This window comes from Neobacillus sp. MER 74 (assembly GCF_023714155.1).
In genome coordinates, this window is sequence record NZ_JAMAUV010000016.1 from 52,676 (window position 1) to 79,080 (window position 26,405).

Below are 26,405 nucleotides of genomic sequence, written 5' to 3' on the forward strand. Positions count from 1 at the left end.
TTTAGCCTTGGTTCCAAACGACCAATTTCAGTTCAGTCATTTCTTCCACAGCGTATTTTATTCCTTCACGACCTGTCCCACTTTCTTTTACACCGCCGTATGGCATTTGGTCAACACGATAGGTCGGTACATCATTAATAATGACACCGCCCACATGCAATTCTTTTGAAGCGAACAACGCATTTTTCACATTGTTTGTATAAATTCCAGCCTGTAAACCAAAGCGAGAATCATTCACTTGCTCAATCGCCTCTCCAACTGAACGCACTTTGTTTACAACGACAACTGGAGCAAAGGCTTCCTGACAAGAGATTTTTAAGGAATGGTCCGCATCGGTAATAATGGTTGGCTCAAGAACGCCGTCCTGCAGTTTGCCGCCCGCTGCTATCCTCGCATCGCTGCCTTTCGTTTCTTCAATCCAGCCCAGCACACGTTCTGATTCCCCTTTAGAGATTAGCGCTGAAATATACGTATCCGGATCAAGCGGGTCACCGATTTTCAACTTCTTCGCTGCTTCAGTGAACTTCGCAAAAAATTCTTCATATACATCTTCATGTGCATACACACGCTGCAAGGAAATACAAACTTGTCCTTGGTTAGAAAAAGCACCCATGATGCAGCGGTCAATAATCGAATCAATGTCAATATCCTTATCAATAATTAAGGCGGCATTTGAACCAAGTTCAAGCGTCGTCTTTTTCAAGCCTGCCTTGTTCCGAATCCCGATGCCGACGCTCGGACTACCTGTGAATGTCACCATGCTAACACGGTCGTCTTCGACAATCGCGTCCCCAACCGTGCCGCCAGGACCAGTTACAACATTCAAAGCCCCCGCTGGAAGTCCGGCTTCTTCAAAAATTTCCGCAATAAAGAGGGCAGACAGAGGTGTCTGGGATGCTGGCTTCAAAACGATCGTATTGCCAGCTGCAATTGCCGGCCCGACTTTATGAGCAACAAGGTTCATCGGGAAGTTAAATGGGGTGATCGCCCCAATGACCCCAATTGGTTCTCTTAATGTGTAACCAATTCGGCCGACGCCGCCAGCAGCTGCGTCAAAAGGAATCGTTTCTCCGTGAATTCTTTTTGCCTCTTCGGCCGCAAACTTATACGTTTCAATCGTTCTTGCCACTTCCGCTTTCGCGAACATGATGGGTTTCGCTGATTCACGAGAAATAACTTCAGCCGCTTCGTCCGCTTTCTCTTTTAAAAGCGCCACCACATTTTCTAAAATCTCCGCCCGCTGATACGCCGGCATTTTCGCCATACTTTCGCGTGCCTCGTAGGCAGCCGCAATGGCCTGTACTGTCAGATGTTTATCCGCCATCGCAATTTGAGCGATTTCTTCTCCGGAATACGGTGAATATAATGGAGCATATTTCGCTGTTTCTACTTTTTCTCCATTGATCATCAGATACTTCTTCTTCGCTTTGGCTTCATTCGCTAAATTACTCATTGAGGGCCTCCAATACCATTTCATGAAATTGTACAATTGCTTTTTCTGAAGACGAATATCTTCCTTTGTTAAATGCACGAGAACGGAAACCAATTTGTTCTAATTCGACAAGTTCCACATCCTCCAGGCGAACTTGTTCCGCAAAAGCAACTAAGTCTTTTTCTTCTTGAGTCAAATTCTCATCGCGGAAATAATAAGTATAAAGAATCAATGTTGTTTCATGATCAATCGGCACCAATTGAATCGTTGCCATATTGCCAGGACCCGGATAAATGGTCAACATTAGGTTTGGCCATAGCCAGAAGAATGATCCGCCTTTCATTTCCGCCTGATTTAAATCGACTGTTCCATAATTTTTATCCGGTTTAACAATCGATCCTTGTAGTGAATAATTTTCACAGGTAATGATTTGATAATCATCCATGTCAAGGGCTGCAACGAAGCTTGGATGTGCCACATGGCAGTGGTCACACTCTAAATAATTATCAATAAACGCTTTCCAGTTCGCTTTAATCACCCGTGAGGTTTGGTTTGTTCGTTTTAACTCACTTAAAAACGGATATTTGCTCAAGCGGTCGAAGAAATCGCCGTAAGATTCGCTAAGCGGCTTCGCGTTATCGTCCAAGTTGACAAAGATTAAAGATTCCAAGATTTCCATGCGGACTGAGCGTAAACAAGCGTCTTGTACACAAGCTGCATCTTCCCCTTTAAAGTTAGGTGCTTTGTTTAATTGCCCATCTAATTTAAAGGTCCAGCCATGGTAGGCGCATTGTAAAATTTTCTTCTTACCTGACTCATTTTTTTCAAGCTTTGTTGCACGGTGCGGGCAGACGTTATAAAAAGCACGGATGACTTCATCCTGCCCACGAGTCACGATAATTGGTTCATTCGCTACTTCAGTGGTAAAGAAAGCACCTACTTTTTCTAACTGACTAACATGCCCCACAAGCTGCCAAGATTTAGAGAAAACAAGATCCATTTCTTTTTCAAGTACTTTCGGATCTGTGTATTTGTCATAAGTCAAGGTTCTTTCAAATGTCCGATTAGTTGCATTTTCTACTGCGTTATAAGCCATAATTCATTCTCCTTCATAAATAATTGATTAGTGAGTACTTGCTGGCAAAGCCTCTCATTGAATGCTTAAAATAGTAAAACAATTAATAACATTAACAACATACTTACCTTGCTATCTGACAATTTTATATATGCAATTAGCGTGCCAACTTTTCAAAACAGTGTAAACACACAAAAAATTTTGATTTTTATAAAAAACGCTTTCATATTGAGTTATAATTAACTCAATATGGAAGCGTTTTTGTCAAAATTAACTCATCACCTTTAGAAAAGAGAGGATCATTCTATGAAAAGTCCTGATGCAACAGGCAATATTGAGATGACGCTGCAAACTCTTTTAAAAATTCTCGATCATTCCAAAGATGAAATTTTCGTCCTCGACGGCGAAAAGCGGATTCTTTATGTGAACCAGGTCTGTGAGCGCCATTATGGGCTGAAGCCGAGTGATGTCATCGGCAAATACAATGTCGAATTATTTGAAAAAGGCTACTGGAAACCATCCATTGTGCCGGAAGTGTATAAAAGAAAAAAGCCTTGCTACATGAGGCAGCAGACGTATATCGGGGCTGAACTGATGACATCGGCGATTCCAATCTTAAATGACGAGGGTGAAATCGAACTAGTCGTCATCACATCGACCGAATTGCAGACATATAAAATGGCCAAAGCGATTGGAACGAGCAGTGAGGCAAAAACCACTCAAGAGGAAGAAGAAACAGGCCAGTTCATTACGAATAGCAGCAAGATCAATCGAATCCTAGCTTTTTGCGAAAAAGTGGCGCCAACAGATTCCACGATTTTAATCCAGGGAGAATCAGGAACAGGAAAAGGGGTACTCGCCCAGTACATCCACCGGATCAGCAAGCGGAAAAGCTGCGCGTTCCTGACGATTAACTGTGCGGCCATTCCGGAAGAACTGCTCGAATCGGAACTATTCGGCTATTCAAAAGGGGCATTTACTGGCGCAAATAAAACCGGAAAACCGGGATTGATCGAAGCTGCAAACGGCGGTACAGTTTTTCTTGATGAAATTGGGGAAATGCCACTCGCCCTGCAGGCAAAACTTTTACAAGTCATCCAGGATAAACAGTTCATTCCCATCGGCAGCAGCGAAATGAAAAAAGTTGATATCCGTATCATCGCAGCAACAAACCGTGACCTAATTGATATGGTCAATGACAAACGATTCCGGGAGGATTTATTTTACCGGCTGAATGTGATCGATATCTACCTGCCGCCGCTCCGGGAGCGCAAAGAGGATATCATTCCGCTTACATATAACTTTTTGCACCAGTTCAATAAAAAATACCATGACAACAAAGTCATTTCGGAAGAATGTTTAAATCTATTAATCCATTATTCATGGCCGGGAAATGTACGCCAGCTCGAAAATTTGATTGAACGGTTAGTCGTGATTAGCGACTCCATTATCCAAGTGTCCGACTTGCCGGAAATGATCACCGACAATGTTGAACAAGTCACCCAGCTCGCACTCCCTACTTCACTCGATAAAGCGGTCGATGAAACAAAGCGGTTTCTAATCAGGAGAGCTTACCAAACGCACAAGTCGTCCAGAAAAGTAGCCAAAGAACTCGATATCAGCCAAACGAAAGCCTCAAAGCTAATCCGGGAGTATTGCGAGGATTTGATGTATAACTGAAAAGCTTGGATCGAAAAATTGAAATAAGCAAATAAAAACTCCTTTGCAATTCATTATTGCAAAGGAGTTTCCAATCTATCACTTCATTTATTAATAGTTACAATACTCTCTGCCATCTCTGGAAAATCAATAAATGGGTTCCGATTGCCTTGAAGTTCATGGATCGCTAGGTTGCGATGCTTTTCATAGATGGAGACCGGAAAGGATTGATGCCATTTTAGCAATAAAGAGACATTCTCTAGTTCTTTTTTTATGGTGTTTGGATAGCGGATTAGGAAATAGAGTGTTGCTCTGGCAACGATTCCTTTGCCGTATTCAGGTTCGAATTTACTTTCTTCCGCCTTGCCGCAGCCATCTTTGATTCCTAGAAGCCATCCTTCAGGGACATAATCGAGGAAATCATAGTAAGGATAGTTACTGCGACTGCTATTGCAGGTGGGTTCGCATGCAAATAGATGATGCAAGTCTCCTCTCATCGGTTCTTTTTTATCGAACCATGATTGAGGAACTACATGTTCACAGTTTAATAGATTTTCCGAAAAGAGACCGATTAACCCTTTTGCTTGCATTTCAAGGAGCCGAACGTCCTCCTCTATGACAGAAAGTGGATTCATCCCTTTTCCAGAATATAGGCTTTTTAATGAACCGTTTTCCTGCAAATCAACCCAAGGGTACACATAACGGTGAGGGCTGTAGTTTACCCGATTTGTATGTGTTTTTTCAAGCAATGCATGAAGGCTGTCTGACAGATTAGCATCCGTGAATGAAATGCTCTGATAGTATTGATTCCTAACTACATTATCTTTATTTTCATCATAATAGGGTCTTTCTTTATAATTTAAAAAGTCTGACTCGGCTATTTCCCACTCACTGTAAAGCAAATCTAGCTTTTCCATTATATTTTCAACGCTTGAGCAGATAACTTTTGGGTGAACACATCCGACAGGTAGTCCTCCGCTGTTAAGAACAGCAATCCATTGCCTTCGAGTTTTGGAGAGTTTCCAAGAGGAACTGTTCTCTTTATTAATTGTGCATACAACTCAGGCTCTGTTAGATTTCGCTCAAAGTTTTTGTTGGCAATCTCTTTAATGAGGGCAAGTGCACCGGATATGTGCGGTGTTGCCATCGAAGTTCCGCTTAAGATTGCATACTTTCCGTTTAGATACGTTGAAAGGATTTCTTCACCAGGAGCTACTAAGTCGACTTCATTATTCGAATTTGAAAATTCAGAAGAACGGCGTTGCAGATTAATGGCTCCGACGCTGATGACTTCATTGTAGCTGCCAGGATAGGCGAATTCATCGGAAGATTCCTGTCCATCCCCCTCATTTCCAGCAGCACAAACGACTAGAATTTGCTTAGCGATTGCATTTTGAATCGCTTGATGCAACTCAGGAACATCCTGAGAACCGCCGAGGCTCATCGAGATAATATCCGCCTTTTGTTCAACGGCATAGTTAATCCCATTGATGATCCAGTCATATTGCCCCGATCCATTTTTATCAAGCACCTTTATAATCAGTAAACTTGCTTCAGGTGCAACACCAATGACTCCTGTACCGTTTTGGACGGCAGCAATGGTGCCAGCCACATGGGTTCCATGGCCATTATAGTCAGTGTATACATCAGGATTTCCATGATCATCTTTCGTGAAATTCTGTCCACCGATAATTTGCTCCCTTAAATCGGGATGAGTGACATCGCAGCCTGTGTCCAAGATCGCAACCGTGATTCCCTTACCTCTCGACTTCTCCCAGACTTTTGGAGCCGCAATCAGTTCTATCCCTTTTGGCACCTCAGACACCACTTCGACCTTTTCATTCACTTGATACGGAATTAATTGTAATTCTCTCTCCATTCGTATCCCTCCTGACAGAATTATTTTCTGTATATTCTTGGGGGTTACTAATAGTTTAACAATTCAGAATCTATTAAAACAGTTACTTTAGTTGGATTTTTACAAACAAATGTTCTTATCTCGAAAGATTACAATATTAACCTTTATTCATTAGGCAAAAAGGACGTCAATCTCATCCAGTAAGCGATTTAAGAAATCTTGCAGCTTTTGTAAAAATGACTGACTCTCTTCAGATTGCAAAAATGCCGACATTTTTTCTGTCGTAGCACTTATTTGTTCTTTTACTTGGTTCCAGTCAATATCCATAGCCTTTAGTTTGTTGAAGAAGTCTACTAACATATCTAACTCTGCATCTGTTAAAGTAATCCCCTGCTCCTTGGCAACTTGTTCAATTAATGTGCGCAAGTCAGTTTCTGTTTTCGGTTCATTCTTGGCGATTTCATCCTTAACTTTTCCCATGAGGGCAGCAGCATTGTCCGCTCAAATAGAATCACCTAACTGTGCAGTTTTCACCATTTCTTCATTCGCCACTTTTTTGATTTCTTCAGGAATTTTTTCATTAGTTGTCGTTTCATAAGCTTTCATAATTCCCGTCAAAGCCGCTGTACCTGTAACAGAAAATGGAGCGGCAATCTGTATGGTTGCATCCTTTACACCCGCAGTAGTCAGGGCATTTCTATACATTTCATCCGTCACCCATGTAATATTATTCGATTGAACCTCTAACCCCGAATCTTTGGCACCAGTTGTGATGCTCGCTGATGAAATAGCAATGGAACCAATTTGCGCCTTAGGTATAGACTCCCCTAAATAATCATGCTCTTCTTTATTGGATACAGTAATAATTTGTGCGTTTTCCGGTGCTGCTAACTCTGCTAACATTTCATTTTTTTGCTGTTTGGTTAGGTCTTCTCCTAATGTAACAATGACATCTCCTTCTGCTGTGTCTGCAAAGCTGATAGATGGAACAGAGAAAAGAATCGTTATGACAAGTAACATGGCTTGAAATTTTCGTTTCAAAAAAAAAACCTCCTTTTATCCATTCAACCATTCCATATAAGAATGGGTAATGTTTTGCCACTTATATTTAATATCCCAAAAAATACTTTTCTGAAAAAGTGGCTTTGCATCATCTTAACATAGAGGTTTGGGATTACATTTAAAGAATGGGTAACATTCTTGCTAATTATATTAAGATTCTTACATGACAAATAAAAATGTTACAAACCGTTACAGTAAACCTTATCCCATATTCATCTTAAGTAATCATAAAATGAACTTTAAGCATAACAAAAAGGCTTCACGAGTTGTGAGCCTTTTTGTTAGTAGAGTTATGTTAATCCATTTTCTTAAGCGAAATTAGATTTTCTTAACACCAATCATAATCTTTAAATTCGACTTACGCTTTTACCGCTGATAAGTTCTTCGCTACCTCAGCTACTTTTGCTAGACCTTCTGCAATAATTGTCTCCGCTTGATCTGGGGCTGCATTATGTCCTTCGATGATAACTTCATCAACGATTTCCATTCCGAATAAGCCGCCTACCATATTTTTAATATACGTCGCTGCCATTTCCATTGGAGCTGCTTCAGGTGTTGAGTAAATACCACCGCGTGCAGTTAGGATAACAGCCTTTTTGTCAGACATCAAGCCGACTACACCAGCTTCAGTGTATTTGAAAGTGAAACCAGCTCCAGCTACATAATCGATAAATGTATGCAATTTTGCTGGGATGGTTAAGTTCCATAGCGGGAATGCAAATACAACAACATCTGCTGCAGAAAGAGCATCCATTGCTTTTTGTTTCGCAGTTACAATACGTTGCTCAACGTCCGTTAACTCTTCACCAGATTGTAATTTACCGAACGCATTGAATAACTCTTGACCAAAGTAAGGCATATCCTCGGCAAATACATCGTACGTTGTAACATTCACGCCTTCTAAGTTTTCCATGAAAGTTTCATACATTTTACTAGAAACAGCTTCAGAAGCTGGACGGTTGTTTGCTTTTACGACTAATATGTTCATTTATTAAAATCTCCTTTTGCGATATCTTTAATATTTATATCTCGAATTGATAATATACAAATTAAATGTTTTCGTCAAACAAAACGTACTGGCAAGAGAGGAAAATTTAGGGTTGGCAGAATGGAGAAGGCGGCCGATAAAATCGGAATTTTGCCGTAAATCACAAAAAAACCTTACATTATCCATGCAAGATTTTTTTGGTTCTGTAAATCTAGCTTTACCTATAAAAATTTATACCATCTGAAATGGATCGCGGTACCTCTATTTAGATGATATCTCTTCAAAAGAACATTCCTTTAGTGGAACGACCTTCGTTTTATGAACGAGTTTATACCCGATCCATAATGCCAAAAAGATCGGTAAACCAATATAAGAAACGGCCATTCCATACCAATCAATCTCACTAGATAAAAACGCTTGATAATTTTGGCCGAAAATGATAATGACACACATCGCAAAAGCGAGAATTGGACCGAACGGGAACCATTTCGCTTTAAATTTCAAATCGTTCAAGTCCCTGCCCTGGGCCGTATAGGCTTTTCTAAAACGATAGTGGCTGACGGCAATTCCAAGCCAGGCAATAAATCCAGTTAAGCCTGACGCATTTAATAACCATGTATACACTTGATCTCCAAATATGGACGTTAAAAAGGCCAATCCTCCAATAATAGTCGTCATGACAAGGGCATTCATCGGAATCCCGCGATTATTTATATTTTGTAAGAACTTAGGTGCCTGTCCGTCCTTTGCCATCGACCATAGCATGCGTGTCGATGCATATAATCCGGAACTTCCGGCCGATAAGACCGATGTCAGAATAACAGCATTCATCACAGATGCCGCAAAGGCAATGCCCACTTTGTTAAATACAAGGGTAAAAGGGCTGACAGCGATGCTGTCGACATCCCTGCCTAACAGATTTGGACTTGTATAAGGAATGATAAGGCCAATGACAGCAATGGCAACAACATAGAATAGGAGAATCCGCCAAAATACTTGTCGAATCGCCTTTGGTACGTTTTTCTCGGGCTCTTCACTTTCTCCTGCAGCGATCCCCACGAGTTCCGTTCCTTGAAAGGAAAAACCTGCAATGAAAAAAATACTTAAAACGGACATAAGGCCGCCATGAACCGGAGCATCTCCTAGAGTAAAGTTTTTAAACCCGATAAACTGTCCACCTAGTATCCCGAAAATAGTGAGCAAACCGACTCCAATGAAAACAATGACGGTCACTACTTTTATTAAGGAGAACCAATACTCGGATTCTCCGTAACTTTTAACCGACAAGGCATTCAATAAAAAAATCAGTCCTAAAAACAATGCACTCCACACGATGCTCGGTACATCCGGCAACCAGAACTTCATAATAATAGCTGAGGCAGCAATTTCAACTGCGAGTGTAACCGCCCAGTTAAACCAATAATTCCAACCAAGTGCAAAACCAAAGGCTGGATCGACAAAACGGCTGCCATAGGTTGAAAACGATCCTGAAATCGGCATTAAAGTAGCCATTTCTCCGAGACTTGTCATCAAAAAGTAGACCATAATGCCAATCGCTCCATATGCGATTAGCGCTCCACCAGGTCCAGCTGTTTGAATGGACGCCCCAGTCGCTAAAAATAACCCAGTCCCGATGGACCCCCCAATAGCAATCATCGTCATGTGACGTGCCTTTAGTTTGCGTTGAATATGCCCTTTACCCTCCTCTCTATTCTGATATTTCTGATTATTTTGGTCATTAGTATAGCTTTTGATTGCTCCCATTCTTGTCCTCCTTCATTTTTGAACTTATAAGCATCTGATAAAATTCATCTCCCGCTTACGATTGTTAAACGGGAGACGATTTGCTAATTATTTCGAAAAATCAAAGTAGTTTCGCTTCAATAAGCGTGGAGCTGCCATAAGTGTTTCATACGTCACACTTTTTTCAAGCTTTGAGCAATCTATTAAAAATAGCTGATCCTCAATTTCTTTCACCGTATGATCGGTTTGATAGGTCATTCCGCATTCCAAGCAATGAATGGTCGGTGTGTCCTTAATCTCGATTGCTTTTGTTCCATCTGGAAGTTCCCAATACACTGTGTTGCTCGTTTCACGTGCTGTGTCAGATTCGCACCATTGACAAATCAAAATTATTCCTCCTTTGCTCCCACTGTTTCATATTTCTTCATTTGTGATTGGAACTTTTTCTCTTTTAACTCGTCACGTTTTTCACGTTTATCTTTTAATGAACTATGCTCATTGTTTTCGTTATACGTCTTGCGGCGATCTAACCGTTTTAATCCTTCAGGTGTAAGGTTAAATTTCGTATCATCAATAATCGATAGGACTCCAGTACTTTCAAACTTTTCGAACACTTCAGGATATACCTTTTTGTAGTAATCCTCTGCACTGCCTGACTGATAATTTGTTGGTTCCGGATAAGAGGTAATGACACCTTCAAAGTTACGTAATACGACTTTATTAGCACTTTGAGAGATGATATAGTTCGGCTGCAATGGAATTTTGCCTCCTCCACCCGGGGCATCAACAATAAATGTCGGAACAGCATAACCCGATGTATGGCCGCGAAGTCCTTCCATAATTTCCAATCCTTTGCTGATTGGTGCACGGAAATGGCCAATCCCTTCTGATAAATCACATTGGTAAATATAATATGGACGAACACGAATTTTAACAAGGTCATGCATAAGCTGTTTCATAATCGGCACACTGTCGTTAATGCCTGCTAAAATAACAGCCTGGTTACCAACAGGGACACCAACATTTGCAAGCATTTCACATGCACGCTTCGATTCTTCCGTAATTTCAATAGATGTATTAAAATGTGTATTCAACCAAACTGGATGATACTTTTTCAAGATATTACAAAGATTTTCAGTAATACGCTGTGGGAATACGACAGGTGCTCTTGTACCGATACGAATAATTTCTACATGCGGAATCTCACGTAAATTCTTTAAAATATATTCTAAAATATTGTCATTAATAAGGAGTCCGTCTCCTCCGGAAATTAACACATCTCGGATCTGTGGGTTCGATGCGATATAATTAATTGCTGTGTCTAACTGTTTCTTTGGTACGCCCATTCCGATTTGTCCGGAGAAGCGCCTTCTCGTGCAGTAACGGCAGTACATAGAGCATTGGTTTGTAACTAAAAACAACACGCGATCTGGATAACGATGTGTTAACCCAGGTACTGGTGAATCTTCATCTTCGTGAAGGGGATCTTCTAAGTCATATCTTGTTTTGTGCAATTCCGCAGAAATCGGAACAGACTGCATTCGAACCGGACATCTTGAATCATCAGGATCCATAAGCGATGCATAATATGGCGTGATGTTTAATGGGATTGTTTTTGTTGAGATTAAAACCCCTTCCTCTTCTTCTGGTGTTAAGTTAACTACTTTCTTTAAGTCTTCTAAATTTTTGATCGTATTCGTCAGCTGCCAAACCCAATCGTTCCATTGCTCATCGGTTACATCTTTCCAAAGCTCGATTTCTTTCCAATGTCTTTTCGGTTTGAATAAAGTGTTTCTCATGAATAAACTCCCCCTAAATTGGTTGATTTTTTTTACCTTTAATGAATTCCTGTTTATTAAGAAATGGCGTATTCCATATAATAGCGATTTTCGCCTTCGCCAAATTCATCGAATCTCGTCTCTTTTATTGCAAATCCCATTTTTTCGTATAGCTTGACAGCCGATTTATTCTCAACGTTGACCGTTAGGCATACTTTTTGAAATCCATCTTGTTTTAAAATCGGATAAATATCCTGCAAGAATAATTTTCCGATTCCTTTTCCTTGCTGGTCGGAGCGGACATAGAACCCAAAAATGTAGGCTTTATGAATATCTTGGTAAGCTCTCATCACTTCACAGATCGCAATCGGCCTTGGATCGTCCTGCTGCCGGTATTGAATGAGTTTCCCGTAGCGTGTGAGCGGAACAAGGGCTTGTTCATCTACGGCTCCTAATCCCGGAAACGCGTCCCGCTCAAGCTCCATCATCATATTTAGCTGTTCTGGATTCAATGAAGCTGGTACTTCGACATAATAAGTTTTGTTTAATGTGTCCATTTTTCTGTCCCCCTCCGTTCTCCTTCATATTGGATATCATCGAGCGGCCAAATTGGCTTAGGAATATGACGATACGTAAAAGTGGTTAAACGATTGGATGCCACTCCAGGTGCATCCACGTAAATGATGCGGCCAACGATCGGCTCAAACGCTGCCCGGAAGTGATTTTTAGCCTTTAGCCCAAGAATTCTCTTCTTGGCTGGCTCAATACCAATGTGACGAAACATTTCCGGATCATTCGCTGACATCGGCCTTCCAATCAGGAGAATATCCATCTTGCCAACACGAATGTGTGCCGCCCCTTTTAAATCAACTCTTAAATGCTGATTGAATGGTCCAGAATTGTGAAATACACCATCCGAAAGGGCCACGACAGTTGCTTCAACGTGTACGGGCTCCCCAAATTCAGGCGATACTTTCCCTCCAAGGGACAGCATGACCTTATTTCCGGCTCCCATCCTGCGGCAAGCCTCAATGGATTCTGGATCGTAAAGTCCTCCAAACAGCGTGTTGGGAATGTTCATCTTCACCATCTCCCGAAGCAGCTCTGTTGTATCCCCACTCCCGCAGCTTAGAGGATTATCCGAGATGTCCGCCAGCACGACCGGTTTGTTATCTTCAATCGACATCGCCAAAGCGAGCCCCTCTTTTACCCCGGGCAAATCCATGATAAATTCTTCTCTTACACTCCAGAACAAGGAAGCCATCTTTTGGGCAGTCTCTTTTCCTTTTTGCGGATCGAGCGAAACAACAAGGACACTTGCACCGGCCATGGGAATATCCGAGTAAGGAAAACCGCCAAATACGGACACATGATGAATATCAGCTTCCGCTTCGGCTTGTTTCGCCCACTCGATCATTTTGTGCATCGGCCCTTCCGCCGTTCTCATATTGATAGAAGGAGGCATCATCGGCAGCTTTTCAAAAGAAGCGTAGTACGTCACACCTTCCTTTAATTGATTTAACAAAGCGGTGGCCGCATGAATGCCCTGCTCGTACATATCAATATGCGGATAGGTTTTAAATCCAAAATGAAGCGGTGTGTAATCAATCATTTTTTCACTTAAATTGGCGTGCATGTCCAGGGTTGTTGCGATCGGAACATTCCGTCCGATCAGCCCGCGAATTTTTCCGAGTAAATGCTCTTCAGGGTCATGGAGGTGCTCGACGACCATCGCTCCATGCAGGGCAAGCAATAATCCGTCCAGCCTTCCTGCCTGCTGGATGGACTCCAGCATTTGGTTTTCGATGATGGAGTATGCCTCCGTTGATACTACGCCTGATGGAACCGCTGCCGCACAAAGCAGCGGTACGATTTCTATATCCTCTTCCTGTTTCAATACATCCAGAAACCCACCCACTTCTGTTTTCGTTCCTGTATAGGCATCATAAATTTCATCGCCGATAAAGTAGCCTTCATTTCGAAATTGTTCGATTTCAGTTTTCATCGGGCTGAAACTGTGGGATTCGTGATAAAAGAAGGCAATACCAATTCGATGTTTTCTCATGTTCTCCCGCCTTATAATCGATATGGTCTGTTCATTAATAGTTCGTATAAATGGACTTCCACTCAGTCATGACATCTAATGCATGATGGGAAACTTCACGATGACCGTTTCCGGACATCTTCATCCCCCCAAACGCCACACCCATCTCGGCATTGGACGTTCCGTTATTAATATAGACAAGTCCGCTGACTGCTTCCTTAGCTGCACGGTTCGCATAATGAAGGCTCTCTGTATAAATGGAAGTCGATAGCCCATAAATCGTACCGTTATTTACCTCCATGGCCTCCTCATATGAATCTACTTCAATGATGGCAAGAACCGGACCAAATATTTCTTCCTGTGCAATGGTATCATTCGGTTTTACATTCTCAATGATGGTCGGTTCATAGTAATAGCCGCCCAATTCATTGACACGCTGCCCGCCTGACACAATCTTTCCACCTTCTTCAATCGCTGTTTTTACATATTTTTCGACGGTAAGAAGCTGGTCATCATTGACCAGAGGGCCCACTTGGTTCCCTTCTTCAAGTCCATTTCCTATTTTCATAGACTTTGTTAAATCTACTACTTTTTGTACGAGCCGTTCCTTTACTGAACGCTCGACAATGACTCGGCTTGCCGCTGTACAGCGTTGACCAGTGGTTGTAAACGCTGATTTGACGATTCCGTCTGCCGCCTTGTCCAAGTCCGCATCCTTCAAGACGATCACGGCATTTTTTCCGCCCAATTCCAAGGAGATACGTTTCAACGTTTTACTGCTCATTTCAGCCAGCTTTTGTCCGACTTCTGTTGAGCCCGTAAACGAAATGATTTTCACATCCGAATGCTCAGCAAGTGTTTGACCGACGGTTCTTCCTGAACCGGTAATTAAGTTCACAACTCCTGCTGGGAATCCCGCTTCAGCTAACACTTCCACAAAAATCTTTGCCGAAAGCGCAACCTCTGATGCCGGTTTCCAAACGACGGTATTACCAGCAATCAGAGCTGAAAAGATTTTGTAGGAAGCAAGTGCCACCGGGAAGTTCCAGGGGGTAATGCACGCCGCGACTCCAAGAGGCTCACGCACCATTCTTACATTCCGGTCTGGGAAGCCGGCAGGCACCGTTTCTCCAAAGAGGCGTCGTCCCTCGCCTGCCATATATTGAGCAGTCGCGATGACCACTCCCGCTTCGCCTAAAGACTCAGACAGCACTTTACCCATCTCCATGGTCATTACACGAGCAAGTTCCTGTTTGCGAATTTCAAACAATTCGGCTGCTTTCGTTAAATAAGCCGCTCGTTCTGGAATGGGGGTGTTCTTCCATTGCGCATATGCTTCATTCGCTTTTGTGACAGCCTCTTCCACTTGCTCCGTTGTGGCGGTAGCACATATGCCGACAAGTTCCCCCGTTGCTGGATTGATGCTTTCAAAGTAGGATTGATCGGGGGCACTTACCCATTTTCCGTTGATATAAAGATCCCCCTGAAGGATATCTGTTTTGATTTGACTAGACATATACTTAACCTCCTTTTTGGTGGTATTCCGAAAAATGAAAATTAGTTTCCTGAAATAGTTTCGGTGATCACATCTTCTAAAATCGTTAATCCTCTATCAAGCACATCTTCTTGAACATTAAGAGGCAGCATTAATCGGATCGTTTGCCCGCTTACACCACAGTTCATAATGAGCAAGCCATTTTCCAGTGCTTTTGATTTAATTTTCGGTACAAAGGAAGCAGCAGATTCGGAATCGAATTCAATACCGATCATCATGCCGACTCCTCGGACTTCAATAATGCCCGGTAAATGTCCAACCGAATTATGAAGTCGGCCGACAATCTCGGCACCAAGGTTAGCACTGCGTTCTACCAACTTCTCTTCCTCAATAACCTCAATGTTTGCCAATGCCGCCGCACAGGAGATTGGATTTCCTCCAAATGTCGAACCATGTCCAGCCGTCGGCCATTTTTCATGAAGCTCACGACTTGCGACAATCGCACCAAGAGGCATGCCGCCGGAAAGGGCTTTTGCCAATACTAAAATATCAGGCGTCACATTGGCGTGCTCTGCTGCGAACATTTTTCCTGTACGGCCAAATCCTGTTTGTACTTCATCAAAGATAAGCAAAATGCCGTGTTTCTCTGTAATCTTTCTTAACTCCCTCAAAAAGCTTGGCGGTGCCGGATAATAGCCGCCTTCCCCCATTACCGGTTCAATGATGATAGCCGCTACACGGGAAGGATCGATGCGTAAATCGAATAATTTTTGAAGCTGATTCAAGCAGTATTCTTCCGCTTCTTCTTCTCTAATGTTTTTCAGCTGGCTCGGATACGGATAGGGAACGTGGTACACCTCGCCTAAAATCGGTTCATAATATCGGCGGTATTTAGAGCTTGATGCCGTAATGGCAGTTGCCCCTAAGGTACGGCCATGAAACGAACCTTCAAAAGCAATGATCGCGGGTCTGCCTGTGGCCGCTTTTGCTAGTTTAAGAGCACCGTCAATAGCTTCAGCTCCCGAATTGGAGAAAAAGACCGTGTCTAGGTTTCCTGGTGTGATCTGAGCAAGCTTTTCCGCCAAATTCGCTGCAGTTTCATAATAACCATAGTTCAATCCAAGATGAATCAAGGCTTCAGCTTGCTTTTTAATGGCTTCTACCATTTTTCCATGCGTATGCCCCACCGCATTAACGGCTACTCCTGAAACAAAATCGATATATTCTTTTCCATCAGTCGTCCAAAATTTGGCACCATGAGCTTTTTCAATGACAAGCTCGGTCACCCTTGTCATAACCGGTGATAAATGTTTTTGTGCTTTTTCTTGAATTTCTTCTGTTTTATTTTGTAATTTCATATAACTCATCCTTTCTTAATTGACCTTTAAATATCGTGAATGATTCATCTAAAATTCTTACAATCTCATCAATTTCTGTTCTTGTAACATTTAAGGGAGGGCTGATGATGAGGTGCTCCCCCTTTGTACCGTCAATGGAACCGGAACCGGGATAAAAAACCGCACCGAGCTCCATGGCAATTCCATTCAATCTTTCAGCAGCTTTTTCAGATGGCTCGAACAGCAGATCCTGGCCACGATCCTTCACAAGCTCCATTCCGATTAAAAGCCCTCTGCCGCGAACATCAGATATATAAGTATGTTTTTGCTTCAGTTCCAAAAGACGTTTGACGAGGTAGTAACTTTGTTCTTTGACGTTTTCCAGCACCATCTCTCGCTCATATACGTCCAATGCTGCAAGACCGGCAGCCACTGCCACAGGATGCCCGCTATAGGTGTAACCGTGAATGAATTTCCCGTCGCTGTTTTGTATGAGACCGTCGACTAATCGATCATGCACGATCATTCCGGCGAGCGGTGCATATCCCGCTGAAACCCCTTTTCCAAATGTGATGATATCAGGTGTGATGCCAATCTGTTCTGTCGCGAAGTTGGTACCCGTACGGCCGAATCCAGTCATCACTTCATCGATAATTAAGACGATTTCGTAACGATCACACAGTTCACGAACTTTCTCAAAATACCCCGGCGGCGGTGGAACAGCACCTTGCTGGCTTCCGACAATCGGTTCGGCGATCAATGCCGACACGTTCTCAGGACCAAGCTCTAAAATGGTTCTTTCAATATCCGTCACACATGTCCAGTTTTGTTTGGAGAGACAATCCTCTTTTTGACGATCGTATGGACATCGGTGACAGTACGGAGAATAGACATGGGCATAGTTTAAAAGATTAGGAGTGTATGCATGTCTTCTTTTAACGTCTCCTCCTGCGGATAAAGAACCAATGGTGTTTCCGTGATACGATTGCCATCGCCCAATTACCATATGTTTTTGGGGTCTGCCGGCATCCCGATGGTATTGCCGCGCCAGCTTCAGAGCACTTTCATTGGCTTCAGAGCCCCCGGTGGTAAAATACACTTTATTTAAATCATCGGGAGCCATTTTTCCGATGGTTTCAGCTAATTCATGCAATGCTTTCGTCTCGAAGCGCATGGTATGAACGAAAGCTGCTTTTTTTGCTTGTTCGGCCATGGCCTCGCCAATAGAAGGAATCCCATGGCCTAAGTTAGCGGCCACCGCACCCGAGCAAGCATCCAAATATTTTTTCCCGTTCTCATCGATGAGATAGACCCCTTCTCCGTGGGTAATAATCGGATACTCCTTTTTTAAATCCCGATGAAACACGTAGTCTTTTTTTATTCCCTCCATCTTTCCACCACCATTGCCATTCCTAATCCCCCTGCCACACAAAGTGTCGCAAGGCCATATTGACGTTTTTGTTTTTCAAGCTCATGACATAATGTAGTGACGATTCTTGCACCCGAGCACCCCAGTGGATGGCCTAAGGCAATCGCCCCTCCATTGACATTCACGTTGTCTCCTTTGATGCCCCATTCTTTTAAACAAGCAAGACTTTGAGCAGCGAAGGCTTCATTTAATTCAATTAAATCGATCTCTTCCAAACGAAGACCGGCTTTTTTCAACGCAATTTGCGATGCTGGGACCGGACCGATTCCCATTTCTTTTGGTGATACACCTGCTGTAGCAAAGGAACGAATCCTTGCCAACGGGACCACTCCAAGTTGTTTGGCTTTTTCTTCTGACATCAACAGCAGCATCGAGGCCCCATCATTTCTGCCGGAGGAGTTTCCGGCTGTGACCGTACCGTCCTTTTGAAACACAGGACGCAAGGTTCCTAACTTTTCAATGCCTGTCAATCTTGGGTACTCATCGATCGCAAAATGTCTGATTCCCTTTTTTCCTTCCTTTACCGGAACAGGAATGATTTCTTCTTCAAAATGGCCCATTTCAATGGCACGTTTCGTTTTCTGCTGACTCATGAAGGCAAATTCATCTTGTTCACGGCGGCTAATCTTATATTTTTCAGCCAGCCATTCGGCTGTTTGCCCCATCGTGAAATGGCCATATATCTCCTCTGGCTGGGATTTTGGCTGACTCTCCGTATTTGAATCATACAGCGTTAGATCTCCTATCTTCTGGCCAAATCGAGTACCGACCATATAATGAGGCGCTTGTGACATGCTTTCGACGCCTCCTGCTAAAACGACGTCCGCTTGACCTGTCATAATCGACATCGCTCCGTTAATGACGGCCTGCATACCGGAACCGCACTGACGATGAACGGTATAAGCAGGTATCGATTCGGGAAAATGGGCCTGTAATGCTGAAACTCTAGCAATATTCGGCGCATGTGCACTCTGCTTTGTTTGGCCGACAATGACTTCATCAACAATATTGGCACCATAACCGGAAGCAGAAAGATTATTTTTCATGATGAGAGAGACAAGCTCTTCTGGAAGCGTATCTGCTAGTGATCCACCGAAGCTTCCGATAGCCGTCCGAAATGCATTTACGATAACAACCACTACGCGGTCACCTCTTTGCCTTTATTGAAAGACTCAGCAATTTGAAAAGGTGCGTCCGTTTTCTGTTGAACTTCTTCAAGGGAAACTCCAGGTGACAGCTCTAAAAGATGAAGTCCATCGTCCTTTACAGCGAAAACCGCTAAATCAGTAATAATTAAATCCACGATTCGTTCCGATGTAATTGGATAGGTTAATTCCTTGACGATTTTTGACTCTCCCTGGTTAGACGTATGCATCGTTGTGACGATTACCTTTTTGGAGCCTTCCAATAAATCCATCGCCCCGCCTACACCCAGAACACTTTTTCCTGGCACGGCCCAGTTAGCGATCCGCCCATTTGCATCGATTTGCAGCACACCAAGAATCGAAACACTTACATGCCCTCCGCGAATCATCGCAAAAGAGGAAGCACTATCAAAAAAGGATGACCCTTCCAAAATGGTGACAGGCAGTTTCCCTGCATTAACAAGATTTTGGTCAATATGCTCTGGATCAGGGGTAGGGCCAACGCCAAGGATGCCGTTTTCCGAGTGTAAAAAAACGTTAACATCGGATGGAATGTAATCAGCTACCAGCGTTGGAATCCCTATGCCCAAATTGACGATATCGCCATCCTTCAATTCCTTCGCCGCTCTTGCAGCAATGTATTGTTTCACGTTCAAGCTAGTTCCCTCCCTTCACTACGATAAAATCAACGTATAAATGAGGGGTTACAATTTCCTCAGGAGAAATTTGGCCAACCTCCACAATCTCGTCTACCTCTGCAATAACCACATCTGCTGCTGTTGCCATCATCGGATTGAAGTTTCTTGCCGATTGGTTGTAGATGAGATTTCCTAATTGATCCGCTTTTTTCGCTTTAATGAAAGCAAAGTGGGCTTTAAGAGGCTCTTGGAACACATATTTTTTACCGTTAAGGATACGCTCCTCTTTGTTTTCGGCGATTTTTGTTCCGACGCTGACCGGCGTATAAAACCCTCCTAGTCCTGCACCACCCGCCCGAATAGCTTCAGACATCGTTCCTTGAGGGAGAAGCTCCACGTCCATTTCCTTTTCCTGATAGGATTTAACCACCTCTGGGTTCGATGTAAAATATGAACCTATCGCTTTTTTTACTTGTTTTTGCCGTACTAGCACTCCAAGACCTCTACCTGGTTCCCCAAGGTTATTACTGATAATCTCTAAATCTTTCACTTCCGACTGAGCCAAAGCGGCTATTAAACTAAGCGGACTTCCCACAAGTCCAAATCCACCTACCATAATTCGTGAGCCGCTTTTAACCTTTTTTACAGCATCCTCGCATGTAATCAGCTTGCTCATCCTTTTTCCCTTCCTCTCCATAGACACTTAGTGGTTTATACCCTTTGGAAACATAAAAAACCGAGCAAAACATAGATCTGCATAAAGAATGTCGTTCAAATGAACATTCCTTACAAAGAGTCCATGTTTGCTCGGTTTTAATAAGACCATGGGAAGAGGTCATCTCCCCACTTTATTATAACCAAACGTTATCTATTCATTTGCTTCACGTTATCCCAGTAACGTTGAACTGCAGCTTGTAGAGCCACAATGATCGCTTGCTGGGATGGAGCAAAATAAAAGCTTTGAATTCGTTCAATCAGCTGCTCAACACCATCTTGAAGACAGTAACCTATTAACAGTTTTTGAAAATAATTTTTCGTTAGTTCTGTTACGAAGGTGAATTCGGCGCCGATAATTTTATGATCTTTCAGCTCCACTTCGAGTACAATTCCCGCATGCTTATACATTTCATACATGGAAGTTCCCTGTGGAGCTTTTGCATATCCTGTAACAATGACTGTTTCCAGTGTTTGCATGCTCCTAAACCTCCTTTTAAAAACTAACTGATCATTTTCTTTTTCTAACACGAGTATATGGGTCAGAAAAAATAATGTCAATGAGAAAATTCATAATTTTCTGAAATAGTAATTTGTTACCATAATTTTACTAGTAAGCGCTTACGATAATCACACATAAAATTAATTCTCGCTCGGACTTCAAACTCCTTCTAGAAAAATAAGAATTTTTTTGCTGCCTGCATAGAATTTCTCCTTTCATCCCCTAAAAAATGTACGAACGTGCTTATCACTATTTTCAACTTATAAATTTGCAATTTCTGTGCCAAAATTAAAAACGCTATTTTACTCACCTTTTTTGAGAAAATATGCCAAATTTCTTGGCACTAACCTTCTTTTTTTGCATCTTACCTGCAAAAAATCCCTAGCAGAGGTTTTTCAAAAGGGAAATAGAACCTTTTGTAATTCACCCCAAATTCAGCTGAAAAAGCAAAAATCCCCTTCAAAAATCATATTTGCCTTCATTTTTTACCTCAAATAGACAAAAAAACGATTCAAAAGTGAATTTTCACCGTTCGATTCAATTATGGATTCCCGTTATGGTAGAAGTACCCGGGAATACAAGAAAAGCGCGCTTTCTGAAAGGACTCTCCCTTGGAAAGCTTTGAACAATTAGTCGACCAGTACCAGCCCATGCTCCACAAGATCATAAACTCGCTCCACCTTTACAAAAACCATGATGAATTCTATCAGCACAGTCTCATTGCCCTTTGGGAAGCAAGCCAACGCTTCGATCCTAACAAAGGGAGCTTCACCAATTATGCCTACACCTACATCAAAGGCTGCCTCCTCATGGAGTTAAAAAAAGCACACCAAGATCATGAACGAAATGTACACCCAGGCGAGGAGTTCTGGGACCTTGTTGAGGATTCCCATTCTGATGACCCACTTCAGAAGGAAACACTGTTGACCTACTGTGAAACACTGACACCGAACCAACAGAAATGGCTGCTGTACACCGTCCGTGATCAACTATCAATCAAAGAAATCGCCGAACTAGAAAATGTCTCCCCCTCAGCCGTGAAAAGTTGGCGCAGCGGGGCTCGGGAAAAGTTGAAAAAGATAGTGAGGGATTAGTGAGCTCGTTCATTACCTACCTGTTTTTAAAATTTAACCTAGTGTCGGTCTTCTTACCAAGGACAAGCCTTTTGGGTTTGTCCTTGCATTATTCCTGACAAACCTCCACCAGCATCTCCAAATTTCTCAACTAATCAATCGTTTGATTGAAGCAGGCAAGGGTCTTGAAAATAGCGAATTCCTCTAACTAAACCTACGTGAAGTCTGTCGAACCTCGCTTAAAAATTCCGCAGGAAATATCCCTCTATTCTACAAAATTCCGTCATTGCCCAATAACCATTTTTATGAAGAATAACAACTTCCAGGAATAAGCAACATATTAAAAACAAGTAAGCATAAATTAATCGGTGTAGCTGCTCTACTAATGCTGAAATATGACCCAAGATCCTTCAAGATGTTTCTTTTAATAAAAGTCTCCAATTTAGTTAAAACTTTCTGGTATAATTTATTTTTAGAATATAATTTTGAACGTAAGGGGAGTGTATTTTGGAAGGTTCATTTGGATTGCTTTTAAACATAGTGATCACCATTTATTTAGTTATCGATTCTCGTAAGCATGGTAAAAGCCCCGTTCTTTGGGGAATTCTTGGATTCTTCTTTGGAGCGATTGCCTTAGGGATTTACTTAATTAAAACAGATCGAAAAGTGATCGGTTGGATTATTACGATTATTAGTATAATCGGATATATCGCTTTACTCTTAGTCATTATATTAGGGGTTGCGCTAATAATGGGCGGAGGATTTTCATAAGAAGTCGTTACATATCATAACTATTAAAACTATGCTGAATGAACAGCATAGTTTTTTTATGCTTGTATTCAATTACCAATTCTGTGATCTACTAATCTATTGTTATAATTATCAGAATCTAATAATCAGTTAGTTATTTACAAGGCGCGCATAAATGTATATAATCCTATATAAATACTAGGAATTGATTGGGCGTGCGGATATGAGTATAGGGATTACGTTGATGGGTTTACTTGTTGGTTTTTTGGTAGGGTTGACTGGAGTCGGCGGAGCAGCATTGTTAACCCCGGTCTTAATTTTAATTGGGGTCAATCCTTCCATTGCTGTCGGTACAGACCTTGTTTATAATTCAATCACAAAGCTATTCGGACTTGTTCAACACTGGCGGCAAAAAACAGTGAATGTTCAGATGGTGAAGTATTTAGCAATGGGAAGTATCCCTAGTGCAGTCATTGCGATTGGCTCCCTTCACTATTTTGAAGCGTATTACCACAATCAAGAACAGATTATTAGGCATTCCCTCGGTTATATATTGATATTTGTCTCACTAGCTATCATTATCAGAACGTTTGTAGAGAAAAAATTAAGACCCAATCGTTGGCAAATGAAGCCTTTGAGTGAAAAGAAAACACTAACCATTTTAATTGGCTGCCTTTTTGGATTTATCGTCGGACTCACTTCCTTAGGGTCAGGTTCTTTATTCGCTGTGGCAATGATTTATCTTTATCGAATGAAAACATCAGAGATGGTTGGTACGGATATTACTCACGCGTTTCTTTTGGTTACAGTAGCAGGGATGCTTCATATCGGTTATGGAAATGTTAACTATATGCTCGTGGGGAATTTACTTATGGGCTCGATTCCAGGAGTACTGATTGGCAGCAGCATTTCGGCAAAGGTTCCAACAAGACCGCTGCGTACCGTTGTTGCTGTATTAATCTTTGTAAGTGGTTTGAAGTTAATCTAATTTTGCATGAAAAAGTCAGCTGATATGCTGGCTTTTTTTTTATGAACTTATTAGTGAGTCTCGTGTAGGTATGAGATAGAAATTCCGACCTAATGTATTTAGGGGAGGCTTACGAAGCTGATATAAGCGGAGAAATTCCGCTTATTGTATATAGAGGAGGCTTATGAAGCCAATATAAGCGGAGAAATTCCGCTTAATGTATTTAGAGGAGGCTTATGAAGCCAATATAAGCGGAGAAATTCCGCTTAACTGCTCTAAAAAGGGCAAAATCCAACGATTTGAATCATTTAGACGGAAAAACTTCCCTTATTATCGAGAAAATATGGGTATTTCGCAATTTAAACGGAATTTATCCGCTTAGTTATAACAGAGAAGGGCATAAAAAAACCACCTTCAAAAAATGGTTACTTTTTAAAGGTGGTTGTTATTAAATGAAAGTTGATTAGTTAAAAAAAATGGCTCCGCAGGTAGGACTCGAACCTACGACCGATCGGTTAACAGCCGATAGCTCTACCACTGAGCTACTGCGGAATAATATGTAGTGGGCCTAAATGGACTCGAACCATCGACCTCACGCTTATCAGGCGTGCGCTCTAACCAGCTGAGCTATAGGCCCAATTTGGAGCGGGTGATGAGAATCGAACTCACAACATCAGCTTGGAAGGCTGAGGTTTTACCACTAAACTACACCCGCATATAAAAATTTGGAGGCAACACCCGGATTTGAACCGGGGATAGAGGTTTTGCAGACCTCGGCCTTACCACTTGGCTATGCTGCCCAAACATTAAATCAAATGGGGCGGCTGATGGGAATCGAACCCACGAATGTCGGAACCACAATCCGATGCGTTAACCACTTCGCCACAACCGCCATAATGGTGGAGGGGGACGGATTCGAACCGCCGAACCCTGAGGGAGCGGATTTACAGTCCGCCGCGTTTAGCCACTTCGCTACCCCTCCATATAAATGAAAAATGGCTCAGGACGGAATCGAACCGCCGACACAAGGATTTTCAGTCCTTTGCTCTACCGACTGAGCTACTGAGCCTAAAAATATGTATAAAAAACAGTAGATTTACTTCTGAGACAAAAATGGCGGTCCGGACGGGACTCGAACCCGCGACCTCCTGCGTGACAGGCAGGCATTCTAACCAACTGAACTACCGGACCAGAGTATTTTCTAGCATAGCTTGAAAATACCTAAATTGCGGGGACAGGATTTGAACCTGCGACCTTCGGGTTATGAGCCCGACGAGCTACCGGACTGCTCCACCCCGCGACGATAATAAAAAATTGAAGTTTTCACATGCTCTTAGTATAACGACTGCCCCGATTTCAGAAAGCTTATTCAAGCAGCGGCTCAATCGTTGCGCTGTAGATTTATTCGAAGTAGCATATTCGAACGTGCTCCACCCCGCGACAATAGAAATTATAAAAGTAATAATGGAGGAGGAAGAGGGATTCGAACCCCCGCGCGGTATGACCCGCCTGTCGGTTTTCAAGACCGATCCCTTCAGCCAAACTTGGGTATTCCTCCGAATAAGTGGAGTCTAGGGGGATCGAACCCCTGACCTCCTGCGTGCAAAGCAGGCGCTCTCCCAGCTGAGCTAAGACCCCGTTATAAAATTTAAGAATGGTCGGGAAGACAGGATTCGAACCTGCGACCCCTTGGTCCCAAACCAAGTGCTCTACCAAGCTGAGCTACTTCCCGTAATATGCGCCCTGAGAGATTCGAACTCCCGACCTTTTGATTCGTAGTCAAACACTCTATCCAGCTGAGCTAAGGGCGCAAATATTGTTAGTTATTTTGCTAGCGCAAAAAACTTTGGTGCCGAGGACCGGAATCGAACCGGTACGGTAGTCACCTACCGCAGGATTTTAAGTCCTGTGCGTCTGCCAGTTCCGCCACCCCGGCGTATGTTGGAGCGGAAGACGGGATTCGAACCCGCGACCCCCACCTTGGCAAGGTGGTGTTCTACCACTGAACTACTTCCGCAATTAATTTTAAAAGTGAGCCATGAAGGACTCGAACCTTCGACCCTCTGATTAAAAGTCAGATGCTCTACCAACTGAGCTAATGGCTCGTACTAATGGTGCCGGCGAGAGGACTTGAACCCCCAACCTACTGATTACAAGTCAGTTGCTCTACCAATTGAGCTACCCCGGCGTAAAGTTTGAAAAAATATTTAGTTTGAACACGCTGGTATTGTTACCGTCATCCTGACCTCAGAAAGCTTATCCAAGCAGCAACTCGGTCAGTATGCTGAAGTTCATTCAGGAAGCGTATTCGGTCGTGCTCTACCAATTGAGCTACCCCGGCGTAATCTTTAAAAGATAGATATGGTGGAGGATGACGGGATCGAACCGCCGACCCTCTGCTTGTAAGGCAGATGCTCTCCCAGCTGAGCTAATCCTCCAAATCAATGATACTTATTTTCACTATCGTGAAAAAACTTTGGTGACCCCTACGGGATTCGAACCCGTGTTACCTCCGTGAAAGGGAGGTGTCTTAACCACTTGACCAAGGGGCCAGATTATATTTCGACAAAAAAATAACCCGATAGGGCTTGCCTGGCAACGTCCTACTCTCACAGGGACGCGTGTCCCAACTACCATCGGCGCTGAGAAGCTTAACTTCCGTGTTCGGTATGGGAACGGGTGTGACCTTCTCGCCATTGCTGCCAGACTATTTTGT

Annotated in this window: 21 protein-coding genes, 19 tRNA genes, 1 rRNA gene and 1 pseudogene; 4 read left to right on the plus strand and 38 right to left on the minus strand. The window is 42.7% G+C overall.

Going from position 1 to position 26,405, the window contains the following annotated elements:
- Position 1 precedes the first annotated feature (1 nt).
- Together M3610_RS20805 and M3610_RS20810 are read right to left on the minus strand one after the other, a co-directional pair.
- A complete protein-coding gene (locus M3610_RS20805; RefSeq protein ID WP_251462157.1) occupies positions 2 to 1,453 on the minus strand; it encodes an aldehyde dehydrogenase family protein in 1,452 nt (483 codons plus the stop codon).
- Positions 1,446 to 2,528 carry an aromatic ring-hydroxylating oxygenase subunit alpha gene (locus M3610_RS20810; protein ID WP_251462159.1) on the minus strand — a complete coding sequence of 361 codons (1,083 nt, stop codon included), beginning with the start codon at positions 2,526 to 2,528 and terminating at the stop codon, positions 1,446 to 1,448. Before M3610_RS20810 ends, M3610_RS20805 begins: the two co-directional genes overlap by 8 nt.
- A gap of 285 nt (positions 2,529 to 2,813) precedes the next feature.
- Here M3610_RS20810 and M3610_RS20815 point away from each other — a divergent pair, with 285 nt between their 5' ends.
- Entirely contained in the window at positions 2,814 to 4,187 is a 1,374-nt protein-coding gene (locus M3610_RS20815) for a sigma-54 interaction domain-containing protein (protein WP_251462162.1), read from the plus strand.
- 83 nt (positions 4,188 to 4,270) lie between these two features.
- On the opposite strand, the gene M3610_RS20820 is transcribed toward M3610_RS20815, so the two are convergent.
- The 16 genes and pseudogenes from M3610_RS20820 to M3610_RS20895 all read right to left on the minus strand — a co-directional run bounded on the left by M3610_RS20820 (position 4,271) and on the right by M3610_RS20895 (position 20,877).
- A complete protein-coding gene (locus tag M3610_RS20820) occupies positions 4,271 to 5,083 on the minus strand; it encodes an endonuclease I family protein (RefSeq protein ID WP_251462165.1) in 813 nt (270 codons plus the stop codon).
- A complete protein-coding gene (locus M3610_RS20825) occupies positions 5,083 to 6,045 on the minus strand; it encodes a S8 family peptidase (RefSeq protein ID WP_251462168.1) in 963 nt (320 codons plus the stop codon). The genes M3610_RS20820 and M3610_RS20825 overlap by 1 nt, the downstream gene beginning before the upstream one ends.
- A 150-nt stretch (positions 6,046 to 6,195) precedes the next feature.
- A pseudogene (locus M3610_RS20830) lies at positions 6,196 to 7,065 on the minus strand (DUF1002 domain-containing protein).
- A gap of 379 nt (positions 7,066 to 7,444) precedes the next feature.
- Complete coding sequence (locus tag M3610_RS20835) at positions 7,445 to 8,074, minus strand: FMN-dependent NADH-azoreductase (protein ID WP_251462171.1); 630 nt, start codon at positions 8,072 to 8,074, stop codon at positions 7,445 to 7,447.
- Between the two features lie 261 nt (positions 8,075 to 8,335).
- The gene (locus M3610_RS20840) at positions 8,336 to 9,838 is read right to left on the minus strand and encodes an amino acid permease (RefSeq protein WP_285851405.1); all 1,503 of its coding nucleotides are present in this window, start codon (positions 9,836 to 9,838) and stop codon (positions 8,336 to 8,338) included.
- 87 nt (positions 9,839 to 9,925) lie between these two features.
- Positions 9,926 to 10,204 (minus strand): YokU family protein, encoded by a 279-nt coding sequence (locus M3610_RS20845; RefSeq protein WP_251462174.1) that lies wholly within the window; start codon positions 10,202 to 10,204, stop codon positions 9,926 to 9,928.
- A gap of 2 nt (positions 10,205 to 10,206) precedes the next feature.
- On the minus strand, positions 10,207 to 11,616 hold the full coding sequence (gene kamA, locus M3610_RS20850; RefSeq protein WP_251462177.1) for a lysine 2,3-aminomutase: 1,410 nt from the start codon (positions 11,614 to 11,616) through the stop codon (positions 10,207 to 10,209).
- A gap of 56 nt (positions 11,617 to 11,672) precedes the next feature.
- Positions 11,673 to 12,152 (minus strand): GNAT family N-acetyltransferase, encoded by a 480-nt coding sequence (locus M3610_RS20855; RefSeq protein WP_251462180.1) that lies wholly within the window; start codon positions 12,150 to 12,152, stop codon positions 11,673 to 11,675.
- A complete protein-coding gene (locus M3610_RS20860) occupies positions 12,140 to 13,660 on the minus strand; it encodes a M81 family metallopeptidase (RefSeq protein WP_251462183.1) in 1,521 nt (506 codons plus the stop codon). The genes M3610_RS20855 and M3610_RS20860 overlap by 13 nt, the downstream gene beginning before the upstream one ends.
- A gap of 34 nt (positions 13,661 to 13,694) precedes the next feature.
- Positions 13,695 to 15,155 carry an aldehyde dehydrogenase family protein gene (locus M3610_RS20865; protein ID WP_251462187.1) on the minus strand — a complete coding sequence of 487 codons (1,461 nt, stop codon included), beginning with the start codon at positions 15,153 to 15,155 and terminating at the stop codon, positions 13,695 to 13,697.
- 41 nt (positions 15,156 to 15,196) lie between these two features.
- Entirely contained in the window at positions 15,197 to 16,492 is a 1,296-nt protein-coding gene (locus tag M3610_RS20870; protein WP_251462190.1) for an aminotransferase class III-fold pyridoxal phosphate-dependent enzyme, read from the minus strand.
- The gene (locus tag M3610_RS20875; RefSeq protein ID WP_251462192.1) at positions 16,476 to 17,861 is read right to left on the minus strand and encodes an aminotransferase family protein; all 1,386 of its coding nucleotides are present in this window, start codon (positions 17,859 to 17,861) and stop codon (positions 16,476 to 16,478) included. Before M3610_RS20875 ends, M3610_RS20870 begins: the two co-directional genes overlap by 17 nt.
- Positions 17,849 to 19,039: a thiolase family protein gene (locus M3610_RS20880; RefSeq protein WP_251462195.1), complete on the minus strand. Its 1,191-nt coding sequence runs from the start codon at positions 19,037 to 19,039 to the stop codon at positions 17,849 to 17,851. The genes M3610_RS20875 and M3610_RS20880 overlap by 13 nt, the downstream gene beginning before the upstream one ends.
- Positions 19,039 to 19,701 (minus strand): 3-oxoacid CoA-transferase subunit B, encoded by a 663-nt coding sequence (locus tag M3610_RS20885; protein WP_251462197.1) that lies wholly within the window; start codon positions 19,699 to 19,701, stop codon positions 19,039 to 19,041. The genes M3610_RS20880 and M3610_RS20885 overlap by 1 nt, the downstream gene beginning before the upstream one ends.
- Position 19,702: 1 nt before the next feature.
- The gene (locus tag M3610_RS20890) at positions 19,703 to 20,359 is read right to left on the minus strand and encodes a CoA transferase subunit A (protein WP_098573349.1); all 657 of its coding nucleotides are present in this window, start codon (positions 20,357 to 20,359) and stop codon (positions 19,703 to 19,705) included.
- A 188-nt stretch (positions 20,360 to 20,547) separates the two neighbouring features.
- Positions 20,548 to 20,877 carry a DUF3870 domain-containing protein gene (locus M3610_RS20895; protein WP_251462200.1) on the minus strand — a complete coding sequence of 110 codons (330 nt, stop codon included), beginning with the start codon at positions 20,875 to 20,877 and terminating at the stop codon, positions 20,548 to 20,550.
- Between the two features lie 633 nt (positions 20,878 to 21,510).
- On the opposite strand from M3610_RS20895, the gene M3610_RS20900 reads away from it, so the two are divergent.
- The 3 genes from M3610_RS20900 (at position 21,511) to M3610_RS20910 (ending at position 23,710) form a co-directional block, all read left to right on the plus strand.
- Complete coding sequence (locus M3610_RS20900) at positions 21,511 to 21,993, plus strand: sigma-70 family RNA polymerase sigma factor (protein WP_251462203.1); 483 nt, start codon at positions 21,511 to 21,513, stop codon at positions 21,991 to 21,993.
- 486 nt (positions 21,994 to 22,479) lie between these two features.
- Positions 22,480 to 22,743, plus strand: a complete 264-nt coding sequence (locus M3610_RS20905; protein ID WP_251462206.1) for a hypothetical protein — start codon at positions 22,480 to 22,482, stop codon at positions 22,741 to 22,743.
- Positions 22,744 to 22,945: 202 nt separating this feature from the next.
- Complete coding sequence (locus tag M3610_RS20910) at positions 22,946 to 23,710, plus strand: sulfite exporter TauE/SafE family protein (RefSeq protein WP_098573337.1); 765 nt, start codon at positions 22,946 to 22,948, stop codon at positions 23,708 to 23,710.
- A gap of 456 nt (positions 23,711 to 24,166) precedes the next feature.
- On the opposite strand, the gene M3610_RS20915 is transcribed toward M3610_RS20910, so the two are convergent.
- The 20 genes from M3610_RS20915 to rrf all read right to left on the minus strand — a co-directional run bounded on the left by M3610_RS20915 (position 24,167) and on the right by rrf (position 26,396).
- A tRNA-Asn gene (locus M3610_RS20915) sits at positions 24,167 to 24,241 on the minus strand.
- Positions 24,242 to 24,252: 11 nt separating this feature from the next.
- Positions 24,253 to 24,326 (minus strand) — tRNA-Ile (locus tag M3610_RS20920).
- Positions 24,327 to 24,330: 4 nt separating this feature from the next.
- Positions 24,331 to 24,404: transfer RNA gene (locus M3610_RS20925), tRNA-Gly, on the minus strand.
- An 11-nt stretch (positions 24,405 to 24,415) separates the two neighbouring features.
- A tRNA-Cys gene (locus M3610_RS20930) sits at positions 24,416 to 24,489 on the minus strand.
- A 16-nt stretch (positions 24,490 to 24,505) separates the two neighbouring features.
- Positions 24,506 to 24,581, minus strand: a tRNA-His gene (locus M3610_RS20935).
- A 5-nt stretch (positions 24,582 to 24,586) separates the two neighbouring features.
- Positions 24,587 to 24,671: transfer RNA gene (locus M3610_RS20940), tRNA-Tyr, on the minus strand.
- Between the two features lie 14 nt (positions 24,672 to 24,685).
- Positions 24,686 to 24,758: transfer RNA gene (locus M3610_RS20945), tRNA-Phe, on the minus strand.
- Between the two features lie 45 nt (positions 24,759 to 24,803).
- A tRNA-Asp gene (locus tag M3610_RS20950) sits at positions 24,804 to 24,880 on the minus strand.
- Between the two features lie 35 nt (positions 24,881 to 24,915).
- A tRNA-Met gene (locus M3610_RS20955) sits at positions 24,916 to 24,989 on the minus strand.
- 165 nt (positions 24,990 to 25,154) lie between these two features.
- A tRNA-Ser gene (locus tag M3610_RS20960) sits at positions 25,155 to 25,247 on the minus strand.
- A gap of 7 nt (positions 25,248 to 25,254) precedes the next feature.
- Positions 25,255 to 25,327: transfer RNA gene (locus M3610_RS20965), tRNA-Ala, on the minus strand.
- Positions 25,328 to 25,344: 17 nt separating this feature from the next.
- A tRNA-Pro gene (locus tag M3610_RS20970) sits at positions 25,345 to 25,421 on the minus strand.
- A gap of 5 nt (positions 25,422 to 25,426) precedes the next feature.
- Positions 25,427 to 25,500 (minus strand) — tRNA-Arg (locus M3610_RS20975).
- A 36-nt stretch (positions 25,501 to 25,536) separates the two neighbouring features.
- A tRNA-Leu gene (locus M3610_RS20980) sits at positions 25,537 to 25,625 on the minus strand.
- A 6-nt stretch (positions 25,626 to 25,631) separates the two neighbouring features.
- A tRNA-Gly gene (locus tag M3610_RS20985) sits at positions 25,632 to 25,706 on the minus strand.
- Between the two features lie 15 nt (positions 25,707 to 25,721).
- Positions 25,722 to 25,794 (minus strand) — tRNA-Lys (locus M3610_RS20990).
- Between the two features lie 7 nt (positions 25,795 to 25,801).
- Positions 25,802 to 25,877: transfer RNA gene (locus tag M3610_RS20995), tRNA-Thr, on the minus strand.
- A gap of 174 nt (positions 25,878 to 26,051) precedes the next feature.
- A tRNA-Val gene (locus M3610_RS21000) sits at positions 26,052 to 26,127 on the minus strand.
- Positions 26,128 to 26,166: 39 nt separating this feature from the next.
- Positions 26,167 to 26,241 (minus strand) — tRNA-Glu (locus M3610_RS21005).
- 38 nt (positions 26,242 to 26,279) lie between these two features.
- A 5S ribosomal RNA gene (gene rrf / locus M3610_RS21010) occupies positions 26,280 to 26,396 on the minus strand.
- Positions 26,397 to 26,405 lie beyond the last annotated feature (9 nt).